A 19,607-nucleotide genomic window follows, 5' to 3' on the forward strand; every position below is an offset into this window, starting at 1 on the left:
CCACCTGGGCCCGAAACAGCATCAATCGCCATCCGGCAACAGACCCAGCTGGCGTTGGAAATTAAGCTGGTCACTGATTTCCCAAAGCTCGACCATGCGCCCTTCCTCAAAGCGAAAGATCACCATCAAGGCCGTGTGAATGTCCTGACCGAGCGGCTCGGCACCGGCCCATTCGCCTTCGTGGGTACCGGTGAACGTAATTCGCACCGCGGCTCGATCCCCGTCCACGAGAATATCTTCCACTGCCATGTGAAGACCCGGGAAAGCTTCACGCCACTGCAGAACAATGTCACTCATCTGCTCCCGGGAGAGCGTGTCACTGTCCGTGCCATGAGTGAAGACGACATTCTCGGCGATGGTGTCTTCGAAAACATCCGTATTACCCTGATTCCAGCCTTCATCGAACCAGGCGACAATAATATCTTCCAGTTCCGACTCGACAGGTTTCTTTTCCGCTTCACAGGCGCCTAGCATCAACAGACAGGATAAGGCCAGAAACATTGATGGACGCATGGACTTGCTCCTTTCCGTGACGAACAGTTGCTCAATTCACGACGGTTCCATCCGGGTTGTACTGCTGCTTTTGAGTACCATCCAGAACATCAACAGGGCCGATGCGAGTACCAGCAAGGACGCGACCCCCAGAATCGGCCCCAATACCGTCTCGGCCATCATATGGCCGTAAAGCAGGAACAGGCCGAGACTCATGACAATGGCACCCAACTGGTGGAGATAGAACTGAACATTGGCCACGGCAAGAGAATGACCGTTCAGCCAGAGGCGGTGGATAATCCCGTAAAGCAATGACAAAACAAAGCCCACCAGAAGCACATGGGCATGTGTCACGTGCTGACCGTGATCCTTGGATACGGCCATGTAAATCCCCAGAATCATTCCAAGAACGATATAAACCAAAGCCCAGATAAGAAATTTTCGGTCGATAGTCACGATTCATTACTCCCCATTAGATCATGCCAGCTCACAATGGCTGGTCTTAATGTAATAGTTCATGGGAATAATAAATCAAGGCCGCTGCCCTCAAGGGCAGCGGCCAGGTTGGCTTCCAAGGGTATCAGCGCAAGGCGCTGGCAATCCGTTTACGAGCATCTTGCAGATGGATTCGCGTCATGCGATCGGCGACGCCGGTGGCCAACGCCGCTTCGATTTCCTCGTTCAACAGGGTGAGCTGGTCGCGGATCAGGGGCCGAATGTCCGACTGGCTGATGTGGAGGTCGGCATTCAGAGGTGGATCGTCATTGGAACCCACCCGCAGGTTGCCGGAGGCCGGCGGCTGCCAGTACTCGGATTCCGCCTGCTGGAGCAGATACCCGGCCTGTTCCAGGTAGGCCCGCTGCATGTTGCGCCGCCAGGTGTTGATGGCCTGGCCCTCACCCAGCTCCTGCCAGACCATGGCCCGGGTATCATCCAGCATGTCAGCGGGGCGATAGGTGTCATCACCCAGGAAGGCTTCGTGTTCGATCATGCGCGCCAGGCGGGCGTGGTTGAGCAGGCGCTGCACGGCCAGTTCCTGGTAGGCCCGGATGCGTTCCACCGCGCCGGCGTGCTCCAAACGACGCAGTGTCTCCATGTCCAGGGCCCAGTCCGGCGTACTCAGTACATGCTCGTCGATGAAGGCCATGGCCTTGCGCTGATAATCAGCCTCGATGGGCGTATAGACCGGGCCGTCCTCCCCCACCCGCTTGTGATGGGTCCAGGAGCCACCCACGGCGGCCGCCGCGTGTTCGGCGTAGCGGTTCCACTGGGTCAGGTTCTGCAGGTAATGGGTTTCCAGCTCGTAGTAATCGTCACCCGCCTGCAGCAACCACTCCCGTAGATTGCGGGTCGCCTCGCGCAGATTGCGCATACCGTACTCGGCCGCCTTGACCGGATCATCCGAAATGCCCTCGGTCATGCGGTAGGGGTCCCATTCCACATCCATGCCGAACTGTGCCAGGGCCGACCGGAACCAGGGTTTGTCGGCCCGCTCGACGATCCACTCATTGAGAGTCTCGAGCTCTTCTTCCGGTGTGGTGGCTTCCGGGATCGGGCGATAGCCCCACATGATGGCGAACTCGTCCCACAGGCCGATGCGCCGCTCCGGGGGCACATCATCACCGGGCTGGGCCACGTAGTTGTAACGGGTACGCCCGACCGATGACGCCGAATGACCCCACTCTTTCACGAAATCCGGGTCGCGCAGGCTTTCCACCGGATAGACAAAGTTCGCCCGCTGGTTGTGGGGCAGTCCCATGGCGTGGGCCATTTCGTGGGACACCACATAGCGCAGGGCCTCGCCCAGGTCCTCTTCCGTCAGTTCCGTGGTACGGAAGCGGGGATTGGCCGTGGCCACCTGGGCCACCAGCCACCAGCGCAGGCGTTCGTCCAGGCCGTGATACATGTTCATGTGGCCGCGAATCACCTCGCCGGAACGCGGGTCCACCACATCCCCCCCGGCATTGGCCGAGCGCACCGGCGTGGCCACGTAGCGAATCACGTTGTAGCGGGCATCCAGCAGGCTGAATTCCGGGTCTTCCTCCTCGGTGGGCGCAAGCCGCACATCCACCGCATTCTTGAAACCCGCCTTCTCGAAGGCCGACTCCCACTCCATGATGCCGGCCTTGAAGTAAGGCACCCACTTCTCCGGCGTGGCCGGGTCGATATACCAGACGATGGGCTTCTTCGGCACCACCAGCTCACCACGCTTGAAGGCCTCCATGTCCTTGGGCTCCAGGCGATAGCGGCGCAGGTATTCATAGGGCCGCACGCCCTGGAAGTCTCGCGAGTAATCGGTCTGCTGCTGGGTGATGTAGGTGACCCGCTCATCCGCCAGGCGCGGCATCATCGGTTCTTCCGGCAGCAGGATCATGGAATGGTTGATCTCGAAGGAGACCGTGCCGCCGCGACGATTGGAGGGTGGATTGTCCGCGTCGTAGCTGCGCACCGCGCGGATTTCGATGTTCTCCGGAAAGGCCCGGCTCCATTCCAGCCAGCTGCGCTCGCCATCAAAACCGCGAATGCCCAGGTCATCGCGCCGCTGGCGCGGGAAGGAAAAGGCCGGGTGATCGCCGAGATAGAGCTCGGTGACATCAATCACCGCACGGCCCTGGCGTTCAAGCTTAACGGGGAAGCTGGCAATCACCGGGGAAAAATTGGAATTGGCCACCGCCAGGGCAAGCGGGGTATCCGGATCAGCGGTATTGGCGTAACTCTGACTGCGCAGCACGATGCGATCCCCGCGCCGCTCCCAGTGCACCACCATGTTCTCGGTCATGCGGTCACCACCGCCACGGGCTGCCAGCCCCTCCTGGGCCTTGGCATAACGGCTCATCACCGCCATGTCACGCCCCAGCATCTCCTCGGGAATCTCAAAGAGAATTCGCTCATCCAGCTGATGCACCGTGAACAGGCCGGCGGCCGATTCGGCCTGGCGCAAATCCCGCTCGGACAGGCCCTTGGGTGAATCACCGGAAGGCCCACAGGCCATCAGGGAAAGACCAAGCACCACAATAAGAAGCGAACTAGAGGCGCGAAGGAAACAGGCTGGCAGTTTATGCATGGGTCACCACGGGGTCGGGGTTCCGGACAGAGAATCGCACCCCATCCTCCCGGAAGCAGCAAGTGACCGCAACCTGTCACGACCTGGGCTCTTACACAGAAAGGCCGTCAGCGCTCGGCCATTGCCTCCAGGCGCTCGCGGATCTCGCTCTGTGGCAGCCAGCGGCCGTTCACCATGACACCGGCCTGGGCGTCTTTCATGGCGCTGATGTCCTCCAGCGGATTGGCCTCGAGCAGAATCAGGTCGGCGCGACGGCCTTCGGCCACCGAGCCGGCCTCGTCCAACTCATCGAAATGACGGGCCACCTCCCAGGTGCCGGCGCGAATGACTTCGGCGGGGCTCATGCCCAGCTCCACCCACAGCGCCATTTCCCGATGATTGGCAAAACCCGGCACGCTGAACAACTGCGGGGAGTCTGTTCCCATGAGGAACGTTGCGCCACCCTCATGCAGGGCCTGGAAAATCTCGCACCGCAACTCCACCACGCGGCGGGCGCCGTCGGGATGGCCAATCGTCTCCCGCAGACTGGCCAGCCGCTCTTCCCAGGCCTCGACCGTCTCCGCCGGCATATAGCGAATCTCCGGCGTGGCCGCCTTGATCTCATCGACCGGCTTGCCGCCAAAGAAGACTTCCCATAGCACCAGAGTGGGCACCTGAGCCGTGTCGCTGGCCAGCGTGGCGTCGACGAGTTCGGCAATTCGATCCCTGTCGGCGTCATCCGCCACGGAAGCCACGCCCCAGAGCGCTGCGATATCCGCCCGTTTGTCTTCCGGCATCAGCGCTTCGACATAGTTATCCAGATGATCAATGGTCACCTGGCCGGCCTCCAGTACGGCCAGCAGGCCGACTTCATCCGGCACATGGCCCGCCAGTGGAAGCCCCTCGGCTTCACCGGCTTCCAGCAGAGCCTGATAGGTCTCTCGGTCCGGGCCTTCACCAATCTTGATCAGGTCGTATCCCGCCTCGCGAAACTCGCGAACTAGCTCCGGCACGTCCTCGGCCTGCGGCGTATTGCCCCAGCCCATGGCCGGGCTGCCCAGCACCAGGCGCGGCCCCAGAAGCTCACCGGCTTCAATGGCCTCACGCACGGCCAGCTGGCTGTCATGGCCCTGCATGCCGCGCACCAGGGTCACGCCATTGGCCAGATACAGAAACAGCAGATCCGCCACGGCCTGATCCGAGGGGCCACCCCGCGGCAGATGCCCGTGCATCTCCGCCATGCCCGGCATCAGGTAGCGCCCGGCGCCATCAACCACCTCGGCGCCGGCCGGAATCTCCACCGTCTCCGCCGGGCCGGCCTGCTCAATGCGGCCATCACGCACCACCACCGTACGTCCGCTGATCGCATCACCGTGCTGCATATCGATCACGGACACATTGCGAAAGGCGAACAGCGCCACCGCGTCGTCCACCGAATCAACAGCTTGCTCATGCTCACCTTCGGGCACTTCACAACCCAGTATCAGCAAGGCGACCAGCAGCAGTACACTGCTCATGCCAGGGCGGGACAATGAGGGAAATCGGAATTGGGGATTGAATCCTTGCATGACTCACCACCTGTTAGGAACGCAAGACAAACATTGCCAGCCCATACTCCCCGATCAATCTTTCACCCGCAACAGAAGGCGAGGCCGGCGCCCCACCCGTTGAGTGCAGGTTACCGGCCTCGCAGATGGTCTGATGATGAAGTGTGTTTCAGCGTTGCGTCAGCTGGTGAAGAATGCTTCGCACCTCGTCCATGGCGTCCGCCACGGCCCGCTCGATGCAAGTCGCCTTGGCCGGACGTCCGCGCGGGAACTGCTCCTGCAGGTCCTCGCAGATCTGCGAAGCTGCGCTCTGAATGCGCTGTTCCAGCTGCATGAAATGCATCGTCTGGCGAATATCCAGATCCGAGAAATCAACCGTGGCATCTTTCTCCACCGTGATTACCCGCCGCAACGGACTCTCCTCACGCACAATACGCGGCGCAACCACGACAATCCGCTCCAGCTCTCTGGCCTGTTCCCGCTGTTGCGCCACGGCACTGTCCATATTGAGTACCTGCGCCAGAAACAGCCCTGCAAAGACCGCCATTAAAGCGGCAATCATTCTGTTCATGACTCTACCTCCTGAATGACAAGCAACCCGCCGGCCCCAGACTCAATGTCGGGAGATTCCACGCTATACCTGTCGGGGAAGGCAGCCGTTGACGGCCGTCAACGATCAGGCCGCTGTGCAGATCGCTGGCCCTGTACGCTCATCATTCCCCAGAAGGCCGAGAGTCGATAGCGCTCGGTCTGGATGGACTGAAAACCGGCCGTGCCGAGAAATCCCCGCATCTCCTGCTGATTCCAGGTACGAAAATGGGCGGGATCCCGCCAATGGAGCCAGCGATCGAACAGGCGCATGGTGAGAAAGTCCCGGCACCAGTCGGTAAGCAGCAAGCGACCACCGGGCCGAAGCACCCGCGCCATTTCATTCACCGCGGCCTGTGGCTGTCGGAAATAGTGAAAGGCACTGCTGGAGACCACCACATCAAACGCCCCATCCGGGAAGGGCAGCTGCTCGGCCGGGGCCTGCGCCAGGGTGACGGCATCACCCAGTCGTTCCCGCGCTCTTGCCAGCATGCCCGGAGACGGATCAATCCCGGTGAGGCTTACGCCCGGTACTGCTACCTTAAGCCGATCCAGCAACAGGCCCGTGCCACAGCCAACATCCAACAAGGCCTCCCCCGAAAACACGGCCAATCGGCCGACGGTCGCGTCGAGGCTGCTCACGAGATAGTGGCCCCAGCGCTGGTCATACACCGGCGCCAGTCGGTCATATTCCCGAGTGGAAGGCAAATGCTCAGTCATGGCCCGATTCTCGTCGCCCGCCCTGTGGATGTCCAGTTATACAAAGGAGCAAAAGCTGAGCGTCCATGGAAGGTTCTGCTAGAGTGAAACCGCCGTTACCATGGGATTCAGCAGCATGCCGCAGATCGAACATGAAGCGAGTGTCAGTGCGCCGCCGGCCGAGGTGTTTTCCCTCATCAGCCGGGTCGAGCCCTTCGTTGATCTCTGTGAGGCAGTCCAGGATATCGAAGCCCTTGGGGATGACCGCTATCGGTGGCATGTGCGGGTGGCTGGCGTCAAACTCAGTTTCGAAGTTCAGGTCACCGACATTCAGCCACCCACCCACTTTGCCTGGGAGTCCATCACCGGGGTGCCTAACCGGGGCCGCTACACACTCACCCCCACCGCCGATGGCACCCGCCTCCATTTCCAGCTGCACTACGAATTGAAGAATCGCCTGCTGGAAAAAGCCCTATCCGGCACTACCCGCTCGATCGTGCACCGACTGAGCAATGAGATTGTGGGCAACGTGGAACGAGAACTCGGCAAGCGCTGAGTCAGTGATACACACAAGAGACCAAGCGATGGCCAAATTCGTCGAAATCGGAAGCGCAGACATCCCCGGCCAGGGCAGCCGTCCGCGCCCACCGGGGCAAGGGCGCCAAACACTGCATCTGGCTTGCCTGGTGACATGAAACGAAGCGCCCGGGCAATCTGCACGGCCCTCAATGCCATCTTGCTCGGCAGCCTGACCACCGGCTGCGCCGGCGTCATCACGGCACCACCAGCCCCGAATGACAAAGCGGCAGAAATCTACCTCCTCTACCACAGCCCCCACACCAGCCTCGCCATCCCCCGGGAATCTGGCGGCATGGTTCGCTACAAGTACTGCGACTGGCGCTGGTGTGTTCAGGGCCGGCGCCACCTGCCCTCCGGCACGGCCGCCCTGCTCTGGCCCACACAAAGCGGCCTGGGCCGTGGCGAACACCCGGAAGTGAACAGCAAGGACGATCTGGACAAGCTCGCCCCGGAGGGCATCACCCGCCTATACCCCCTGAAGGCCGATGCCGAGAAGGCCAGGGCATTGAAGCAGCGACTGGATGCCCTGTTCAGCCAGGCCGAGGCGCAAGCCACGCACAATGAAGAATTCGCCATGACATTCGTCCCCCACGCCCGCGGCTACTGGCTGGCCCACCAGTCCAACCTGCTCATCGCCCAGTGGCTGCGGGAAATGGGCTTCCAGGTGCGAAGTTACCCGCTGCTGCTGGCCTGGCGGATTGACACCGTGGAGCGCGAAACGGACGACGAGTAATCCTGTGCCCGGTGAAGTGGCAGACACGCCCAAGTAAGTCTAATATGTAAAAACAAACGCTCATCAATCCATCCGGGCCCAGGGCGGCTCTCCACTGGCCAACCAAGGAAACGGTATGACCGACGGGCCCTTCACCGACACGCTCCCCACTGAAGATTTCACCCTGAGCCTCCCCGACGGCCGGCAGCTCGCCTGGGCCGAATACGGTACTGCCGATGGATCCGCCGTGATCTATTTTCACGGTGCCCCCGGCTCCCGGCGTGAGTGTCTGCCGACGACGACGCTGGCCGCCGTTCTCGGGCTGAGGATCATCGTGCCGGATCGCCCGGGTTACGGGGGCAGCTCACCCCGTCCCGGGCGCAGCGTCGCGGACTTTGCGGATGATGTGGCGGCTCTGCTCGACCACCTGGAACTGAAACAGGCCGGTGCCGCGGGGTTCTCCGGTGGCGGCCCCCATGCACTGGCCTGCGCGCTTCGTCTGCCGGATCGCATTGACCGTCTGGGTCTGGTCAGCAGCCTGGCCCCATTCTCCGATGCCACCACACAGGGCATGCCTGAATCACTGCAAGGCTTCTGGCAGCTGGCTGCCACGGACGCCGATGCCTTCCGGGCCACCCTCAACGATGGCCTGAAAGCGACCGGTGGCCCCTATGAACTGTTGCTCGCGGGCGCGCCGCCCGAAGATCAGGCCATCTTCAGCAATGGCATGACTGAGGCCTACGCAGACAGCCTCACGGAAGGCATTCGCCCGGGCCTGGAGGGCATGGTGTCGGACGGCCAGGCACTCACCGCCGACTGGGGGTTCACACTGAAAGCACCACACTGCCCCACGCATCTCTGGCACGGCACCCAGGATCTCAATGCCCCCATCGGCATGGGGCGCTGGCTGGCCGGGCACCTGGGCGGTGCAACGCTGACTGAATGGCCTGGGATGGGCCATTTCGCCCTGCTCCAGCAATGGGACCAGATCCTGGACGCCTTTGCCGAGCCGACTACGCCGTGAAGGAGGCCGGATGACATCAACACGAGATATCGATGTCTTCTCCCGCCTAGTCGAGTCCGTCTACACGGCGGCGTCCGATCCCTCTCACTGGCAACGCTTTCTGATCGACCTTGCCGACACGCTCAATGCCAAGTCCGGCATCATCCGTGTCATCGACGAACGCAATACCGCCATCCGTGCCAACATCCATCACAATCTGGATCCGGCCCTTCAAAAGGCGCACCGCGAGCACTACGTCAAGAAAGACATCTTCATCGATGTGTTAAAGACCGTCCCCGCCGGCTTCATTGCCACTTCGGAACAGCTTTTCACCCGCCGGGAGCTCCAGCACAACGAATTTTTTGCCGATTACATGAGACCCCAGGAGAATTATCACGTCTGCGGCGGGCTGGCGGTCCGCAACGAGGACTGCGTATTCAAGTTCGCGGTGCAACGCCACCTTGCAAGCGGACCGTTCGGAAGGGAAGACGAAGCCTACATGCGCCGACTGGTGCCCCACATCCAGCGGGCCGTGAACCTGGGCCATTTACTGAGCCAGACCCGCCAGCAGGCCGATGCCGCCGAGCACACACTGAACGCCCTGTCCGTGGGCATTCTGCTGCTGGACAGCCAACACCGCATCATTCACAGCAACGACAAGGCCGGGGAGCTGCTCGCCCAACAATGTGGCTTGACCACGAGAGCCGGCCACGTCGCCGTTGCCCACGCCGGGGACCGGAAGGGCTTCCAGAACCTCCTGGATACCGTTCAGGCACGCATCAGCAGTGCGCAACCACCGGCACCGGAAGCGCTTCTTCTGAAATCGCAGCCCGGCCAGCCCCGGATTCTCCTGGTCGCCTGCCCGGCACGAAAAGGCGCCCTCGGATTCGACGGCCCCTGGCCGGATGTGGAAACGGCACTGCTGGTCAGCAACCTGGACGATGCCGGCCTGGTCAACCGGGACATTCTCATGAGCCTCTACGGCCTGACATCGGCGGAGGCACGGCTCGCCTGCGCCCTCTCGCAAGGCCACGAACTCGCCGATCTCAGCAAGCACTGGCATCTCTCACGCGAAACCCTGCGCAGCCACCTCAAAAAGGTGCTGGCCAAGACCCGCACCAAGCGCCAGTCTGAACTCATCCGCCTGCTCACAGGCAAACCGTGGAATATGACCGCCAGCCAACCCTGTTCTGGAAGCAGATCCCCCTAGCCATCCTCCCCCCCTGCAGGCAACGGAACGCGAAAGCACACTTCACCCGTTTGGGTGATGTGCCTATGCCCTTGCTTGACTAGGTTTACTAAACGCCCTCTTTTCCCCACGCACGACAAGCGGAAGGGGTTCGGGCAGTCTGTAAACACATAAGGAGTGTGACCATGTTTCCATCCATTGCGAGAACCAGCCTGTACTCCCTTGTTCTCATCCTCCCCCTCGCCGCCTGTAACAGCTCGGGTTCCGGTGACGGTGACACTGGCGCGCCTGGCGGTGATGCCGGGTTCACGGTGGGCGGCGAAGTCACCGGACTGACCGGCGATCAGCTCATATTGCGGCTCAATGACGCAGAATCATTGACCATCGAATCCAACGGGCCGTTCGAGTTTTCCACCCAGCTGGAAGACGGCGAAAGCTACAGCGTCTCGACCCAGGTGCTGCCAGAGGCCCCGGCACAGAACTGTGACCTGGAGAATATCGAAGGGACGGTCTCCGCGGCTGACGTCAGCGACATTGCCGTGTCCTGCCATGGAGCCATCCAGATGATCGGCCGTGTTGCCGGCCCAATCATCACCGATGCCGACATCGAGGCACAGGTCGGGGAAACAATCTATCAGACCAGCTCCGACGAGCAGGGCATGTACGCCTTGCGCCTCAGCATTCGTGAACCGGACGACATGGTCAGCCTGAAGGCCACCGATCCCACGGACGGTTTCATCCTGTTCCGCTCCTACCTGGGCGACATGGAGCGGGTTCAATCCCTGGCCACCAACGATGGCCTTCTCACCCGGGAACAGAATGTCGGCGTCAACATCACCAACGTCAGCACCGCCAATGCCGCGCTGATGCGCTGGCAAAACGAGGGCCAGGCGCCGGAAACGGAAGCCGAGCGTGTGGCACTGCGGGATGCATTCTCCGCCAATCTGCTGCTGCGTTCTTCAGCACTGATCCGTATTGCCGTGGAAGACCCTGACCGCACCATTGTGCCGGCAGCGGGCGGCTCCCTGCGGCAAGCGGGCCTGGCCATGGCGGACAGTGACGACACCAGCAGCCTGATTGAACAGGAGGAGACACGCATCAGTTATGAGCAGGAAGTCCTGGAGAACGATCCCGACAGCATCAACAACGCCATTGCCGAGATCGTTTCCGATCCGGATCTGGTGCAAGGGATTGACGAGGACGACACACCCAATGACTGGTTCGGCATTACCGGGCCGGAACCCAACATCATTACCGGCACCCAGTTTCGCTTTGAAGAGGATGGAACTGGCCTCTACTCCAACCACGTGGATGCCGTCACATTCCAATGGGAAGTCATTGACGGCACACTGGAACTCAACCTCGACGATGAGCTCACTACGGGCGCTTTCTGCTGGGTCGAGGACGAGGATGGTAACGACTATCAAACCGTCTGCATTACCCGTCTCGATGAGTTCGGAGCCACGCTGGTGGCGCAAGAAGATGGCATGGACATTGTCTCCATCAGCCAGACCGGGACTCGTGATTTTCCCGATGAGCCCGACAGGGAAAGCGTGGAGGTGGATTTCCGAACCGACATGTACGGTCATCATCTGAGCCAGCTCATCCCCTTCGAAGAGGCGGACATTGTCGATCAGACCTGGGCCATACCGGGCAATTTCCCGGCGCTATTGGGTGGCCTGGCCTGGTATGGCGACGAGCTGCTGACTTTCACCAATGGGGGCGTGGGTGAGGCGGTTGATTCCGGCCTCTTCAACTGGTCATTGACCGATGAGGGATGGCTCAGAATTGAGTTTGGCAGTGGGGCCGTGCATGAGATTGGCCTCAAATCCGAACAACGCCTGCCGGTCTGGCGTTCCATGGTGCTGTCGGCCACTGACGACGGCCAGGCGCGTTCCAGCCGATCCATGATCGCCCCCCAGCTGGACGATAGCGGTCTGGACGAGGCCTTTGCCAGCGATCTTTTTGTCCAGTGGGGTTACCAGACAGGCAGTGATTACGCCTTCGCCATCGACCTTACAGAAGATGGTTGGGGTGGGGTTCGCAATGTCTACAAACCCACGGACGAAATTCTGGGCATTCACTACGAGTTCGACTATCGCTTCGAGGCCGGCACTTTGCACATTGAGGCCTGGGCGCAGCCGCGAGATGATGGCCCTGTGTGGTGGGGCCGGGAGTCCATTTGCGACGACTCCCAGCAAGCCGACTGTTACCTGACCATGGTTCGAAGCTGGACATTGCTCCACGACGACGGCGACTGGGTCTCCCTGCTGGAGCGTATCGAGAACCTGGACGAGGACGGGGAGCCCATATCCATCTCGCCCCGTGTCATCCAATACCGCCGATTCTGATCCATTCATGACTTAATGAGAGGGCCGCAGCAAACTGGCTGCGGCCCTCTCACTTGCGATGGGGTCCGCACTGAGGCCAACGCTCATCCGGAGTCAGGTGCCCCGCGATCAATCGCATATCGGCAATCGTTCCAGACATCTTCTCGTTGCGGACAGCAAAGAAGGCCGCCGACTTGCAGGACCACTGCCAGTGCATGCGGAAATTGGCATTGATGCGAGCCGATGCATCCGCGCCCGCATCAAGCAGAAGCTCTACCCGCTCTTCGTCGCCCGTCATGGCTGCCAAATCAAGTGCCGTCCTGCCGTGCTTCAACCACTCCTCAACATCCGCACCCGCCTCAAGGAGCACCCGAGTGACATCCAAGTCGTTGTAGAGGATTGTGACCATCAACGCACTGGGTGATTCCATGGTGACACCCCGCCAGGGATCCCGAAACTCAACCCTGCGTCGAGGAAAAAATTGCAGACTCGGGTCCGCCCCCGCATCAATTGCCGCCGCCACTTCTTCCGCCGATCCATCCATCAGGAGATTCGCATACGCCTGATCCGATAGTGGGCGATCAACCGCAAAAGCGACGCTAGAACTCGAGAACATCAGGAAAAACAGCTTGACCCCGGATTTGCACATACCCTCCCCCCTTCTTCTTCGATACCAATGCAAGGATGCCTCTAACAGGCGGATCCGCCCCCTTGTCCCATTCTGGCTCAGAGCGTTCCTCCCTGCCAGATTCGCCTCAGACTGAAGCCACCTTGCGACGGGAATTGGAATAGACACTCAGCGCCGTCACCGTGACAAGAATGAGTGCCATGCCCAGAAGCTGCACCAGCCCCAGGCTTTCACCCAGAACCGCGACGCCGAACAGGGAGGCGGTGACCGGTTCCACCATGGCAACGATGGACGCCACGGCCGGGGCCGTATGGTTGAGGCCGATAATGTAGAAGATGAATGACAAGCCGGCACCGATCACGCCCAGGATCAGAAACAGGGGCCAACTTGAAGTGCTCAGAACGGCCACGGTCTGCTCCGGATTGCCCAAGGCAAACAGGATGACGGCCATCACCGCAAAGGCAATCACCAGAATTGCCTGGGGACTTCCGTGAGGGGCGGCGTACTTGAATCCGAAGATGAACACGGCATAAGACAAGCCCGACAACAGACCCGCCCCGGCCGCGACCAGCGTCACCTCCCCGGCACCCACATCATAAATACCGGTCAGCAGAACCACCCCAAGCAGGACCATAACAATGGCTACCCACTTGAACACGCTCGGCTGCTCAAGCCGGAGCGTGAAGGACACCAGATAGACAAAGACCGGCGCGCAATACATCAGCATGGCAGCCACCGCCACACTGCCCTCGGCAATGCTCAGAAAATAAAAGGCGAAGTTGCCCGCCACCCCGACACCGGCCAGCAGCGACCACAACCACAGCTTTTTATTGCCCAGGCCACTCCCCCGCGGCCGGAGCGCCAGCCAGGCCAGCACGAACAGAAAGCCAATGGCGCCCCGGTAAAAGGACACCACCACCGGATCCCAACCCTCACCGGTAAGAATCCCGCCAATCCCGCCCGACAGCCCCCAGCACAGGGCCGCCAGGGCCACAAAGGCCGTACTCAGGCCTGCCACACGCTCGGTCGGCAAGCTCTTCATGCGGAGATCCGGACCGGAGACATACAGGCTTAATCCATCGGGGGCAGGAACTCGGCCTGTTCAGGAGCAAGGTCCACATCATGAACCGCCAGGACAGGTTGCTTGGCGTGGCGGACCAGCCACTCGGTGGCGGAGCCATGGAGGAACTGCTGCAGGCCGCTGCGGCTGCGGGTGCCCATGGCGATCAGGCTGGCATCCCACTGGTCGGCATGCTGGCTGATCTTCTCGGCCGCGCTGCCCACTTCAATGGCCACTTCCTCGCCTTCGCGCTGCCAGGCCTTGAGCTTTTCCATGGCCGCCTGTTCGGCCTTGCTGCGCTCCTCGCGGGCGTGCAGGGGGTTGATGGCGGGGTTGGCCGTGGCCTCGGCGATATCGCTGGGGTCCAGAATCGTCAGCAGTCGAATCACGGCATTCTCGGGGCGGAAGGAGCGGGTCACCGCCAGTGCCCGGGCCGAGGCACTGGTGAAGTTCACGGGAACGAGAATGCGCTTGAGCATGGCAATCGGCCTTTAAAGGTTCGTTTTGGCTGGAGGGGCATCGCGCGGATGTCCCGCTGAATGCCCCGCAGGGTACCCCATCGGCCGCCAAGCGGCACAGCCATTCCCGAAAAAAACCGCCTTAAAACAGACCCAAATCAATTTGATATGCTGCAGCGGGCCGTTCGCCTTGAGACCCCGGGCCAATCGCCGTATCATTCCCGCCTTTCGCGACTTTGGCAATTTGGTCGCCGCGAGACAGATATCCCCTGTTTGATATCCCCCAGGAGTTGCGTACTCCGGCCACGCGGCTTATCAGCATTTTCCTGCCAGTAGTTGAATCCGGGAGCGCCCAGCGCCCTTCCCGCCACGATTCATTTTGGCGGCGGGCAGAGCATGGCGGCTTCCCGGCATGCCTGCCATGCGACCGCCCGTAACCCCTCAAGGGACATCAATGCTTTCCGAGACAATCAAGCGTAACTGGTCCGCCGTCCGCAATACCTGGTTCTTCAATGTCCGTGGAGATTTGATCTCGGGCATCGTCGTGGCCCTGGCGCTGATTCCCGAAGCCATTGCCTTTTCCATCATCGCCGGCGTGGACCCCAAGGTCGGCCTCTACGCTTCATTCTGCATCGCCGTGGTACTCGCCTTCACCGGCGGCCGCCCAGGCATGATCTCGGCCGCCACGGGTGCCATGGCCCTGCTGATGATCACCCTGGTGGCCGATCACGGGGTGGAATACCTCTTCGCCGCCACCATTCTCACGGGCATCTTCCAGTTGGTGGCCGGCTGGCTGAAGCTGGCGCGCTACATGATGTTCATCCCACGCACCGTGATGATGGGCTTCGTCAACGCCCTGGCCATTCTTATCTTCATGGCCCAGCTCGAGCATTTCATCGGCCACGGCATCCCCACCTATCTCATGGTGGCCGCGGGCCTGGTGATTCTCTACGGCTTTCCCTACATCACCAAGAAGATCCCGCCCGCCCTGGTGGCCATCGTCTCCCTGACCGCCGTGGCCTGGTTTGTTGATGTGCCTTTCAATACCGTGGGCGGCATGGGCGAGCTGCCCGATGGCGCGCCCTTCTTCCACCTTCCCAATGTACCCTTCACATTGGAAACCCTGATGATTATCCTGCCCACGGCCCTGACGCTCACCATTGTCGGCCTGCTGGAATCCCTGCTCACGGCCTCCATCGTGGATGACCTGACCGACACCCCCAGCAAGAAGAACAAGGAAAGCCGGGGTCAGGGCATCGGCAACATCGTCAGCGGCTTCTTCGGTGGCATGGCCGGCTGCGCCATGATTGGCCAGTCCATCATCAATGTAAAATCCGGCGGGCGCGGGCGCCTCTCCTCCCTGGCCGCCGGGGTCTATCTGCTTTTCTTTATTCTGGTCCTGGGCGATCTGGTCTCCATGATCCCCATGCCCGCCCTGGTGGCGGTCATGATCATGGTGGCCATCGGCACCTTCGACTGGAGCTCCTTCGGGATGCTGAGAAAGATGCCCCGCACCGACGCCCTGGTGCTCATTGTTACTGTCGCCACGGTGGTCATCACCCATGACCTGGCCAAGGGTGTGTTCGCCGGCGTGCTCATGAGCGCGATCTTCTTCGTTCGCAAACTGGCCCGCCAGATCCAGGTCGAGGCCATCGACAGCGATACCGGACAACACCGCACTTACAAGGTCCGCGGCGTGCTGTTCTTCGTGGCGGTAAACAACTTCATGAAGGGCTTCGACGCCGACAACCCCATCCCGAATGTCACCATCGACCTGAGTACCGCCACCCTCTGGGACAGCTCAGCCGTGGGCGCGGTGGACAAGATCGTCGGCAAGCTTCGCCGCAACGGCAAGACCGTGGAGGTCATCCACCCGGAAGGACAAGGCTCGGAGATGATGGACAAGCTGGCGGCCTATGATCAGGCCGGGGGCGGCAGTGGGCACTAAGGGGCATTGCGCTGGGATGGATTACGCTGGAAAGCCGGTGCATCCGAGGCCGGGTCCCGGCGATCCCACTGGGCCTGGCAGGCCTCGGCCCACCACGCGAGCTGCGAGAACGTCCGGCCAAAGTAGCCGGACCAGGCCTCGCCATCCTCTCCTGCCGCAAAGTCTCCGTCTTCGGTCAGGGCTTCACCCGCCCGGGGCACATGAATCATGGCGGAAACGGGCAGACAGCCCAGCTCCGAGAGAAAGGCGCGCATGGCCACGGCGGCCCGGGTTCCGCCCCATTGGCCCGCCGAGTAACTGACGATCGCGCTAGGCCGGTAGGAGAACAGCGAACTGCCGAAATGATTGAGCAGATCGGCCAACGCCGGGCTCATGGAATGATTGTATTCCGGGCTGATCATTACATAGCCGTCCGCCGAACGAATCTGCCCGGCCAGGGCATCCAGCGCCTCCGGCACCCGCCCCTTGGGATAACTGAAATGGGGTCGGAAGTTTTCCTCTCTCGGCACCGTCAGGGGGTCCACAAGCGTTGTCCTGACACCGCCTTCCTCAAGCAAGCGCAGGCAAGCCTGGGCCACCCGCCACCCCAGGCGAGTCGGTCGCGGCGCGCCTTCCGTGCGGGTGGAACCAAGAAACACCAGATAATGCATCACCTTCTCCCATGATTTTCCAAAACGGTGCCCGGAGACAGCCGCCCCATCAGTGGGCGCCTACTCAAGCGAAAGTCTCGCTGATCCGCTCACGGAGTGCATCCCTCACCGCCCGGAAAGGCGCAAGATCGTCGGGCCCGGCGCGATCGCCGGCCGGGTCGGGAAATGGCCAGTGACGGCGGGTAAAATCACCCATGGCCACCGGGCAGACTTCGTCCGCGCACAGGGTCACCACCTGATCGAAATCGGCCAGGCGTATCTCGTCCACGGACTTGGAATGATGGTGTTGGATGTCGATGCCTTGCTCCGCCATCACCGCAACGGCCCGAGGATCAAGCTGGCCCGGGCTCGATCCTGCCGAGGCAATACGGACTGTCTCGGGTAACAGCGCCCGTGCCAACCCCTCCGCCATTTGGCTGCGGGCGGCATTGGCCACGCAGAGGAAGAGGATGCCCCGAGGCTTGGATTTTGAATCAGGCATTGTCCTGGCCTCCTCCGGTCTCGCTGACCGTCCGGTTTCTATCCACCGCGCCACCGGTCCATTCTTCACCCGTGAACCAGCGACGCTTGAGCCACAATGCCACATTCACCAGGGCAATCAGCACCGGCACCTCCACCAGCGGGCCGATGATGGTTGCAAAGGCCACCGCCGAACCCAGGCCGAACGTGGCAATCGCCACGGCAATGGCCAGTTCGAAATTGTTGGAAGCGGCCGTGAAGGCCACCGCCGTGGTGCGCGGGTAATCCGCTGAGATGAGCCGGCCCATGAAAAAACTCACCATGAACATCACCACGAAATAGATGCCCAGGGGCAAGGCAATGCGCAGGGCATCCAGGGGCAGTTCCAGCACTGCCGAACCCTTGAGGCTGAACATCGCCATGATGGTCAATAACAACGCCACCAGGGTCAGCGGGCTGATGCGGGGAATGAAGCGGGACTCATACCACTCCCGTCCCCGCCGTTTCACCAGCCAGCGACGGGTCAGAAAACCGGCGGCAAAGGGAATGCCCAGATACACCAGCACCGCCTGGGCAATGGTGGCAAAACCCACGTCAATCACCTGGCCTTCCAGGCCCACCCAGCCCGGCAGCACGGCCAGAAAGAACCAGGCATAGACACTGAAGAAAACCAACTGAAAGAGGCTGTTGAAGGCCACCAGGCCGGCCACATACTGATTGTTACCGCCCGCCAACTGATTCCAGACAATCACCATGGCAATGCAGCGGGCCAGGCCGATCAGAATCAGGCCGGTCATGTACTCGGGATAATCCCGCAGGAAAATCACCGCCAGAGCAAACATCAGAACCGGCCCGATGACCCAGTTCTGCACCAGCGACAGGGTGAGCACCCGCCAATCTCGAAACACCTGGGGCAGCTCTTCATAACGCACCCGGGCCAGAGGCGGATACATCATCAGGATCAGCCCGATGGCGATGGGAATATTGGTATTACCCACGCTCATGGCATCCAGTGTCGCGGGCAGATCGCCAAACACCGTCCCCAGAGCCACCCCCACGGCCATGGCCAGGAAGATCCAGACGGTCAGGTAGCGGTCCAGCCACCCCATGCGCTTGCTGACAGACGCTTGACCTTCATCCATCACAACGGTTTCTCCACATTAATTCGTTTATCGTCGATTTACGATTGTCGCTTGATAAAAAAAACAGCCCCGGCTTTCACAGGCTGTTCAACAAATCCCGCAGGCGGGCCATGGCCTCTGGCTTCGGCCGATAACAGGTCCGGGGCGGCTGGGGCTCGGCCTCGATCAACCCGGCCTCGCGCAGAATCCGCAGATGTTCAGAGACCGTGGACTGCGCCAAGCCCACTGATTCCACCAGCTCCGCGCTGATGCACTCCCGGCGTCCGGCAATCTGGCGCAACAGCTTGACCCGGGCCGGATGCCCCAGCGCCCGGGCATATCCGGCCAGGGCCTCGTCCCGACCCTCCGGCGTCAGATCCAGATTGTCCGGGTGCTCACAGCAATCTTTCATGGCGCATTTCCAGGCACGATCCGTTAATCGTCGAATGGCGATTATAATGCAAATGAGCGTTTGCGTAAAACCATGTCAGGGCCATTCCGTGGCGCGCCCGGTCTAGGGCTTTCCGAATCGCCGGCGATACTCGAGGACCTCCCCGTTGGCACTGGCCTCGATGTGGCAGCAATCCAGGATGGCTTCCCGGAGCATGGCGCGGCCCCGGGCCATGCGGCTTTTGATGGCCGAGGGCGTGAGGCCGAGTTCACGACTGAGCTGTGCGCCGGACTTGCCTTCCAGAGTCGTCGCGTACATCACCTGGCGGTACTTGGGCGGCAGACCGTTGATGAAGGGGATCAGGCAGGCGGCCATTTCCTGCTCCGCCTGGTTATGGCCCGGCCCATCGTCGGCCAGATCGACCGGCAGCGCTTCCGTGGGACGGGCCCGGCGATAATGATCCGTCAGGGCGTTGGCCGCAATGGTCCGCAGCCAGGCGGGCAGATTGCTCGGGCGTGCGCCCCGATCCAGGGCGTCGAGAGCCTTCAGGAAAACCTCGTGCAGCAGATCCTCGGCCACGACCGGCTCACTGAGCTTGCTCCTGAGAAACGCCAGCAACCCCTCCCGAAAACGTGGGTAAGCGGCGGCCAGCTCACGGCTGGCCGCCCTGCTTCGGTCTGTCTGCTTCCGGCTTTCATCACTCATGACAG

Annotated in this window: 20 protein-coding genes; 6 read left to right on the top strand and 14 right to left on the bottom strand. The window is 61.4% G+C overall.

The annotated features are described in order from the left end of the window. Positions 1 to 21: 21 nt before the first annotated feature. The 6 genes from RBH19_RS01850 to RBH19_RS01875 form a co-directional block, all read right to left on the bottom strand. The gene (locus tag RBH19_RS01850) at positions 22 to 513 is read right to left on the bottom strand and encodes an ester cyclase (protein ID WP_306727097.1); all 492 of its coding nucleotides are present in this window, start codon (positions 511 to 513) and stop codon (positions 22 to 24) included. 36 nt (positions 514 to 549) lie between these two features. After that, positions 550 to 948, bottom strand: a complete 399-nt coding sequence (locus tag RBH19_RS01855; RefSeq protein ID WP_306727098.1) for a TonB-dependent receptor — start codon at positions 946 to 948, stop codon at positions 550 to 552. Between the two features lie 124 nt (positions 949 to 1,072). Further along, positions 1,073 to 3,556 (bottom strand): zinc-dependent metalloprotease, encoded by a 2,484-nt coding sequence (locus RBH19_RS01860; RefSeq protein WP_306727099.1) that lies wholly within the window; start codon positions 3,554 to 3,556, stop codon positions 1,073 to 1,075. A 107-nt stretch (positions 3,557 to 3,663) separates the two neighbouring features. Continuing rightward, entirely contained in the window at positions 3,664 to 5,103 is a 1,440-nt protein-coding gene (locus RBH19_RS01865; protein ID WP_306727100.1) for an amidohydrolase family protein, read from the bottom strand. Positions 5,104 to 5,251: 148 nt separating this feature from the next. Continuing rightward, entirely contained in the window at positions 5,252 to 5,653 is a 402-nt protein-coding gene (locus RBH19_RS01870) for a UrcA family protein (protein ID WP_306727101.1), read from the bottom strand. A 98-nt stretch (positions 5,654 to 5,751) separates the two neighbouring features. Continuing rightward, complete coding sequence (locus RBH19_RS01875) at positions 5,752 to 6,390, bottom strand: class I SAM-dependent methyltransferase (RefSeq protein WP_306727102.1); 639 nt, start codon at positions 6,388 to 6,390, stop codon at positions 5,752 to 5,754. 115 nt (positions 6,391 to 6,505) lie between these two features. Here RBH19_RS01875 and RBH19_RS01880 point away from each other — a divergent pair, with 115 nt between their 5' ends. From RBH19_RS01880 to RBH19_RS01900, 5 genes are all read left to right on the top strand, one after another. Then, the gene (locus tag RBH19_RS01880) at positions 6,506 to 6,925 is read left to right on the top strand and encodes an SRPBCC family protein (RefSeq protein ID WP_306727103.1); all 420 of its coding nucleotides are present in this window, start codon (positions 6,506 to 6,508) and stop codon (positions 6,923 to 6,925) included. A gap of 135 nt (positions 6,926 to 7,060) precedes the next feature. Next, on the top strand, positions 7,061 to 7,681 hold the full coding sequence (locus RBH19_RS01885; RefSeq protein ID WP_306727104.1) for a hypothetical protein: 621 nt from the start codon (positions 7,061 to 7,063) through the stop codon (positions 7,679 to 7,681). Positions 7,682 to 7,796: 115 nt separating this feature from the next. Further along, the gene (locus tag RBH19_RS01890; protein ID WP_306727105.1) at positions 7,797 to 8,684 is read left to right on the top strand and encodes an alpha/beta fold hydrolase; all 888 of its coding nucleotides are present in this window, start codon (positions 7,797 to 7,799) and stop codon (positions 8,682 to 8,684) included. A gap of 10 nt (positions 8,685 to 8,694) precedes the next feature. Beyond that, a complete protein-coding gene (locus RBH19_RS01895; protein ID WP_306727106.1) occupies positions 8,695 to 9,873 on the top strand; it encodes a helix-turn-helix transcriptional regulator in 1,179 nt (392 codons plus the stop codon). A gap of 164 nt (positions 9,874 to 10,037) precedes the next feature. After that, positions 10,038 to 12,203, top strand: coding sequence for a hypothetical protein (locus tag RBH19_RS01900; RefSeq protein ID WP_306727107.1), 2,166 nt, complete (start codon positions 10,038 to 10,040; stop codon positions 12,201 to 12,203). A 49-nt stretch (positions 12,204 to 12,252) separates the two neighbouring features. On the opposite strand, the gene RBH19_RS01905 is transcribed toward RBH19_RS01900, so the two are convergent. The 3 genes from RBH19_RS01905 to RBH19_RS01915 all read right to left on the bottom strand — a co-directional run bounded on the left by RBH19_RS01905 (position 12,253) and on the right by RBH19_RS01915 (position 14,349). Then, positions 12,253 to 12,831: an ankyrin repeat domain-containing protein gene (locus tag RBH19_RS01905; protein WP_306727108.1), complete on the bottom strand. Its 579-nt coding sequence runs from the start codon at positions 12,829 to 12,831 to the stop codon at positions 12,253 to 12,255. 106 nt (positions 12,832 to 12,937) lie between these two features. Continuing rightward, positions 12,938 to 13,852, bottom strand: a complete 915-nt coding sequence (locus RBH19_RS01910; RefSeq protein ID WP_306727109.1) for a DMT family transporter — start codon at positions 13,850 to 13,852, stop codon at positions 12,938 to 12,940. Between the two features lie 29 nt (positions 13,853 to 13,881). After that, the gene (locus RBH19_RS01915; protein WP_306727110.1) at positions 13,882 to 14,349 is read right to left on the bottom strand and encodes a universal stress protein; all 468 of its coding nucleotides are present in this window, start codon (positions 14,347 to 14,349) and stop codon (positions 13,882 to 13,884) included. A gap of 433 nt (positions 14,350 to 14,782) precedes the next feature. Here RBH19_RS01915 and RBH19_RS01920 point away from each other — a divergent pair, with 433 nt between their 5' ends. After that, entirely contained in the window at positions 14,783 to 16,276 is a 1,494-nt protein-coding gene (locus tag RBH19_RS01920; RefSeq protein WP_306727111.1) for a SulP family inorganic anion transporter, read from the top strand. On the opposite strand, the gene RBH19_RS01925 is transcribed toward RBH19_RS01920, so the two are convergent. The 5 genes from RBH19_RS01925 to RBH19_RS01945 form a co-directional block, all read right to left on the bottom strand. Further along, positions 16,273 to 16,926 (bottom strand): NADPH-dependent FMN reductase, encoded by a 654-nt coding sequence (locus tag RBH19_RS01925; RefSeq protein ID WP_306727112.1) that lies wholly within the window; start codon positions 16,924 to 16,926, stop codon positions 16,273 to 16,275. The two genes, RBH19_RS01920 and RBH19_RS01925, sit on opposite strands and share 4 nt — an antisense overlap. Positions 16,927 to 16,990: 64 nt before the next feature. Then, positions 16,991 to 17,407, bottom strand: a complete 417-nt coding sequence (locus RBH19_RS01930) for an arsenate reductase ArsC (protein WP_306727113.1) — start codon at positions 17,405 to 17,407, stop codon at positions 16,991 to 16,993. Further along, positions 17,400 to 18,527: an ACR3 family arsenite efflux transporter gene (gene arsB, locus RBH19_RS01935; protein WP_306727114.1), complete on the bottom strand. Its 1,128-nt coding sequence runs from the start codon at positions 18,525 to 18,527 to the stop codon at positions 17,400 to 17,402. Before arsB ends, RBH19_RS01930 begins: the two co-directional genes overlap by 8 nt. Positions 18,528 to 18,603: 76 nt before the next feature. Then, positions 18,604 to 18,918, bottom strand: a complete 315-nt coding sequence (locus tag RBH19_RS01940; RefSeq protein WP_306727115.1) for an ArsR/SmtB family transcription factor — start codon at positions 18,916 to 18,918, stop codon at positions 18,604 to 18,606. A gap of 102 nt (positions 18,919 to 19,020) precedes the next feature. After that, a complete protein-coding gene (locus RBH19_RS01945; protein ID WP_306727116.1) occupies positions 19,021 to 19,602 on the bottom strand; it encodes a sigma-70 family RNA polymerase sigma factor in 582 nt (193 codons plus the stop codon). Between the last annotated feature and the right edge of the window lie 5 nt (positions 19,603 to 19,607).

The sequence above is a fragment of the Natronospira bacteriovora genome, from assembly GCF_030848495.1.
Lineage (GTDB): Bacteria > Pseudomonadota > Gammaproteobacteria > Natronospirales > Natronospiraceae > Natronospira > Natronospira bacteriovora.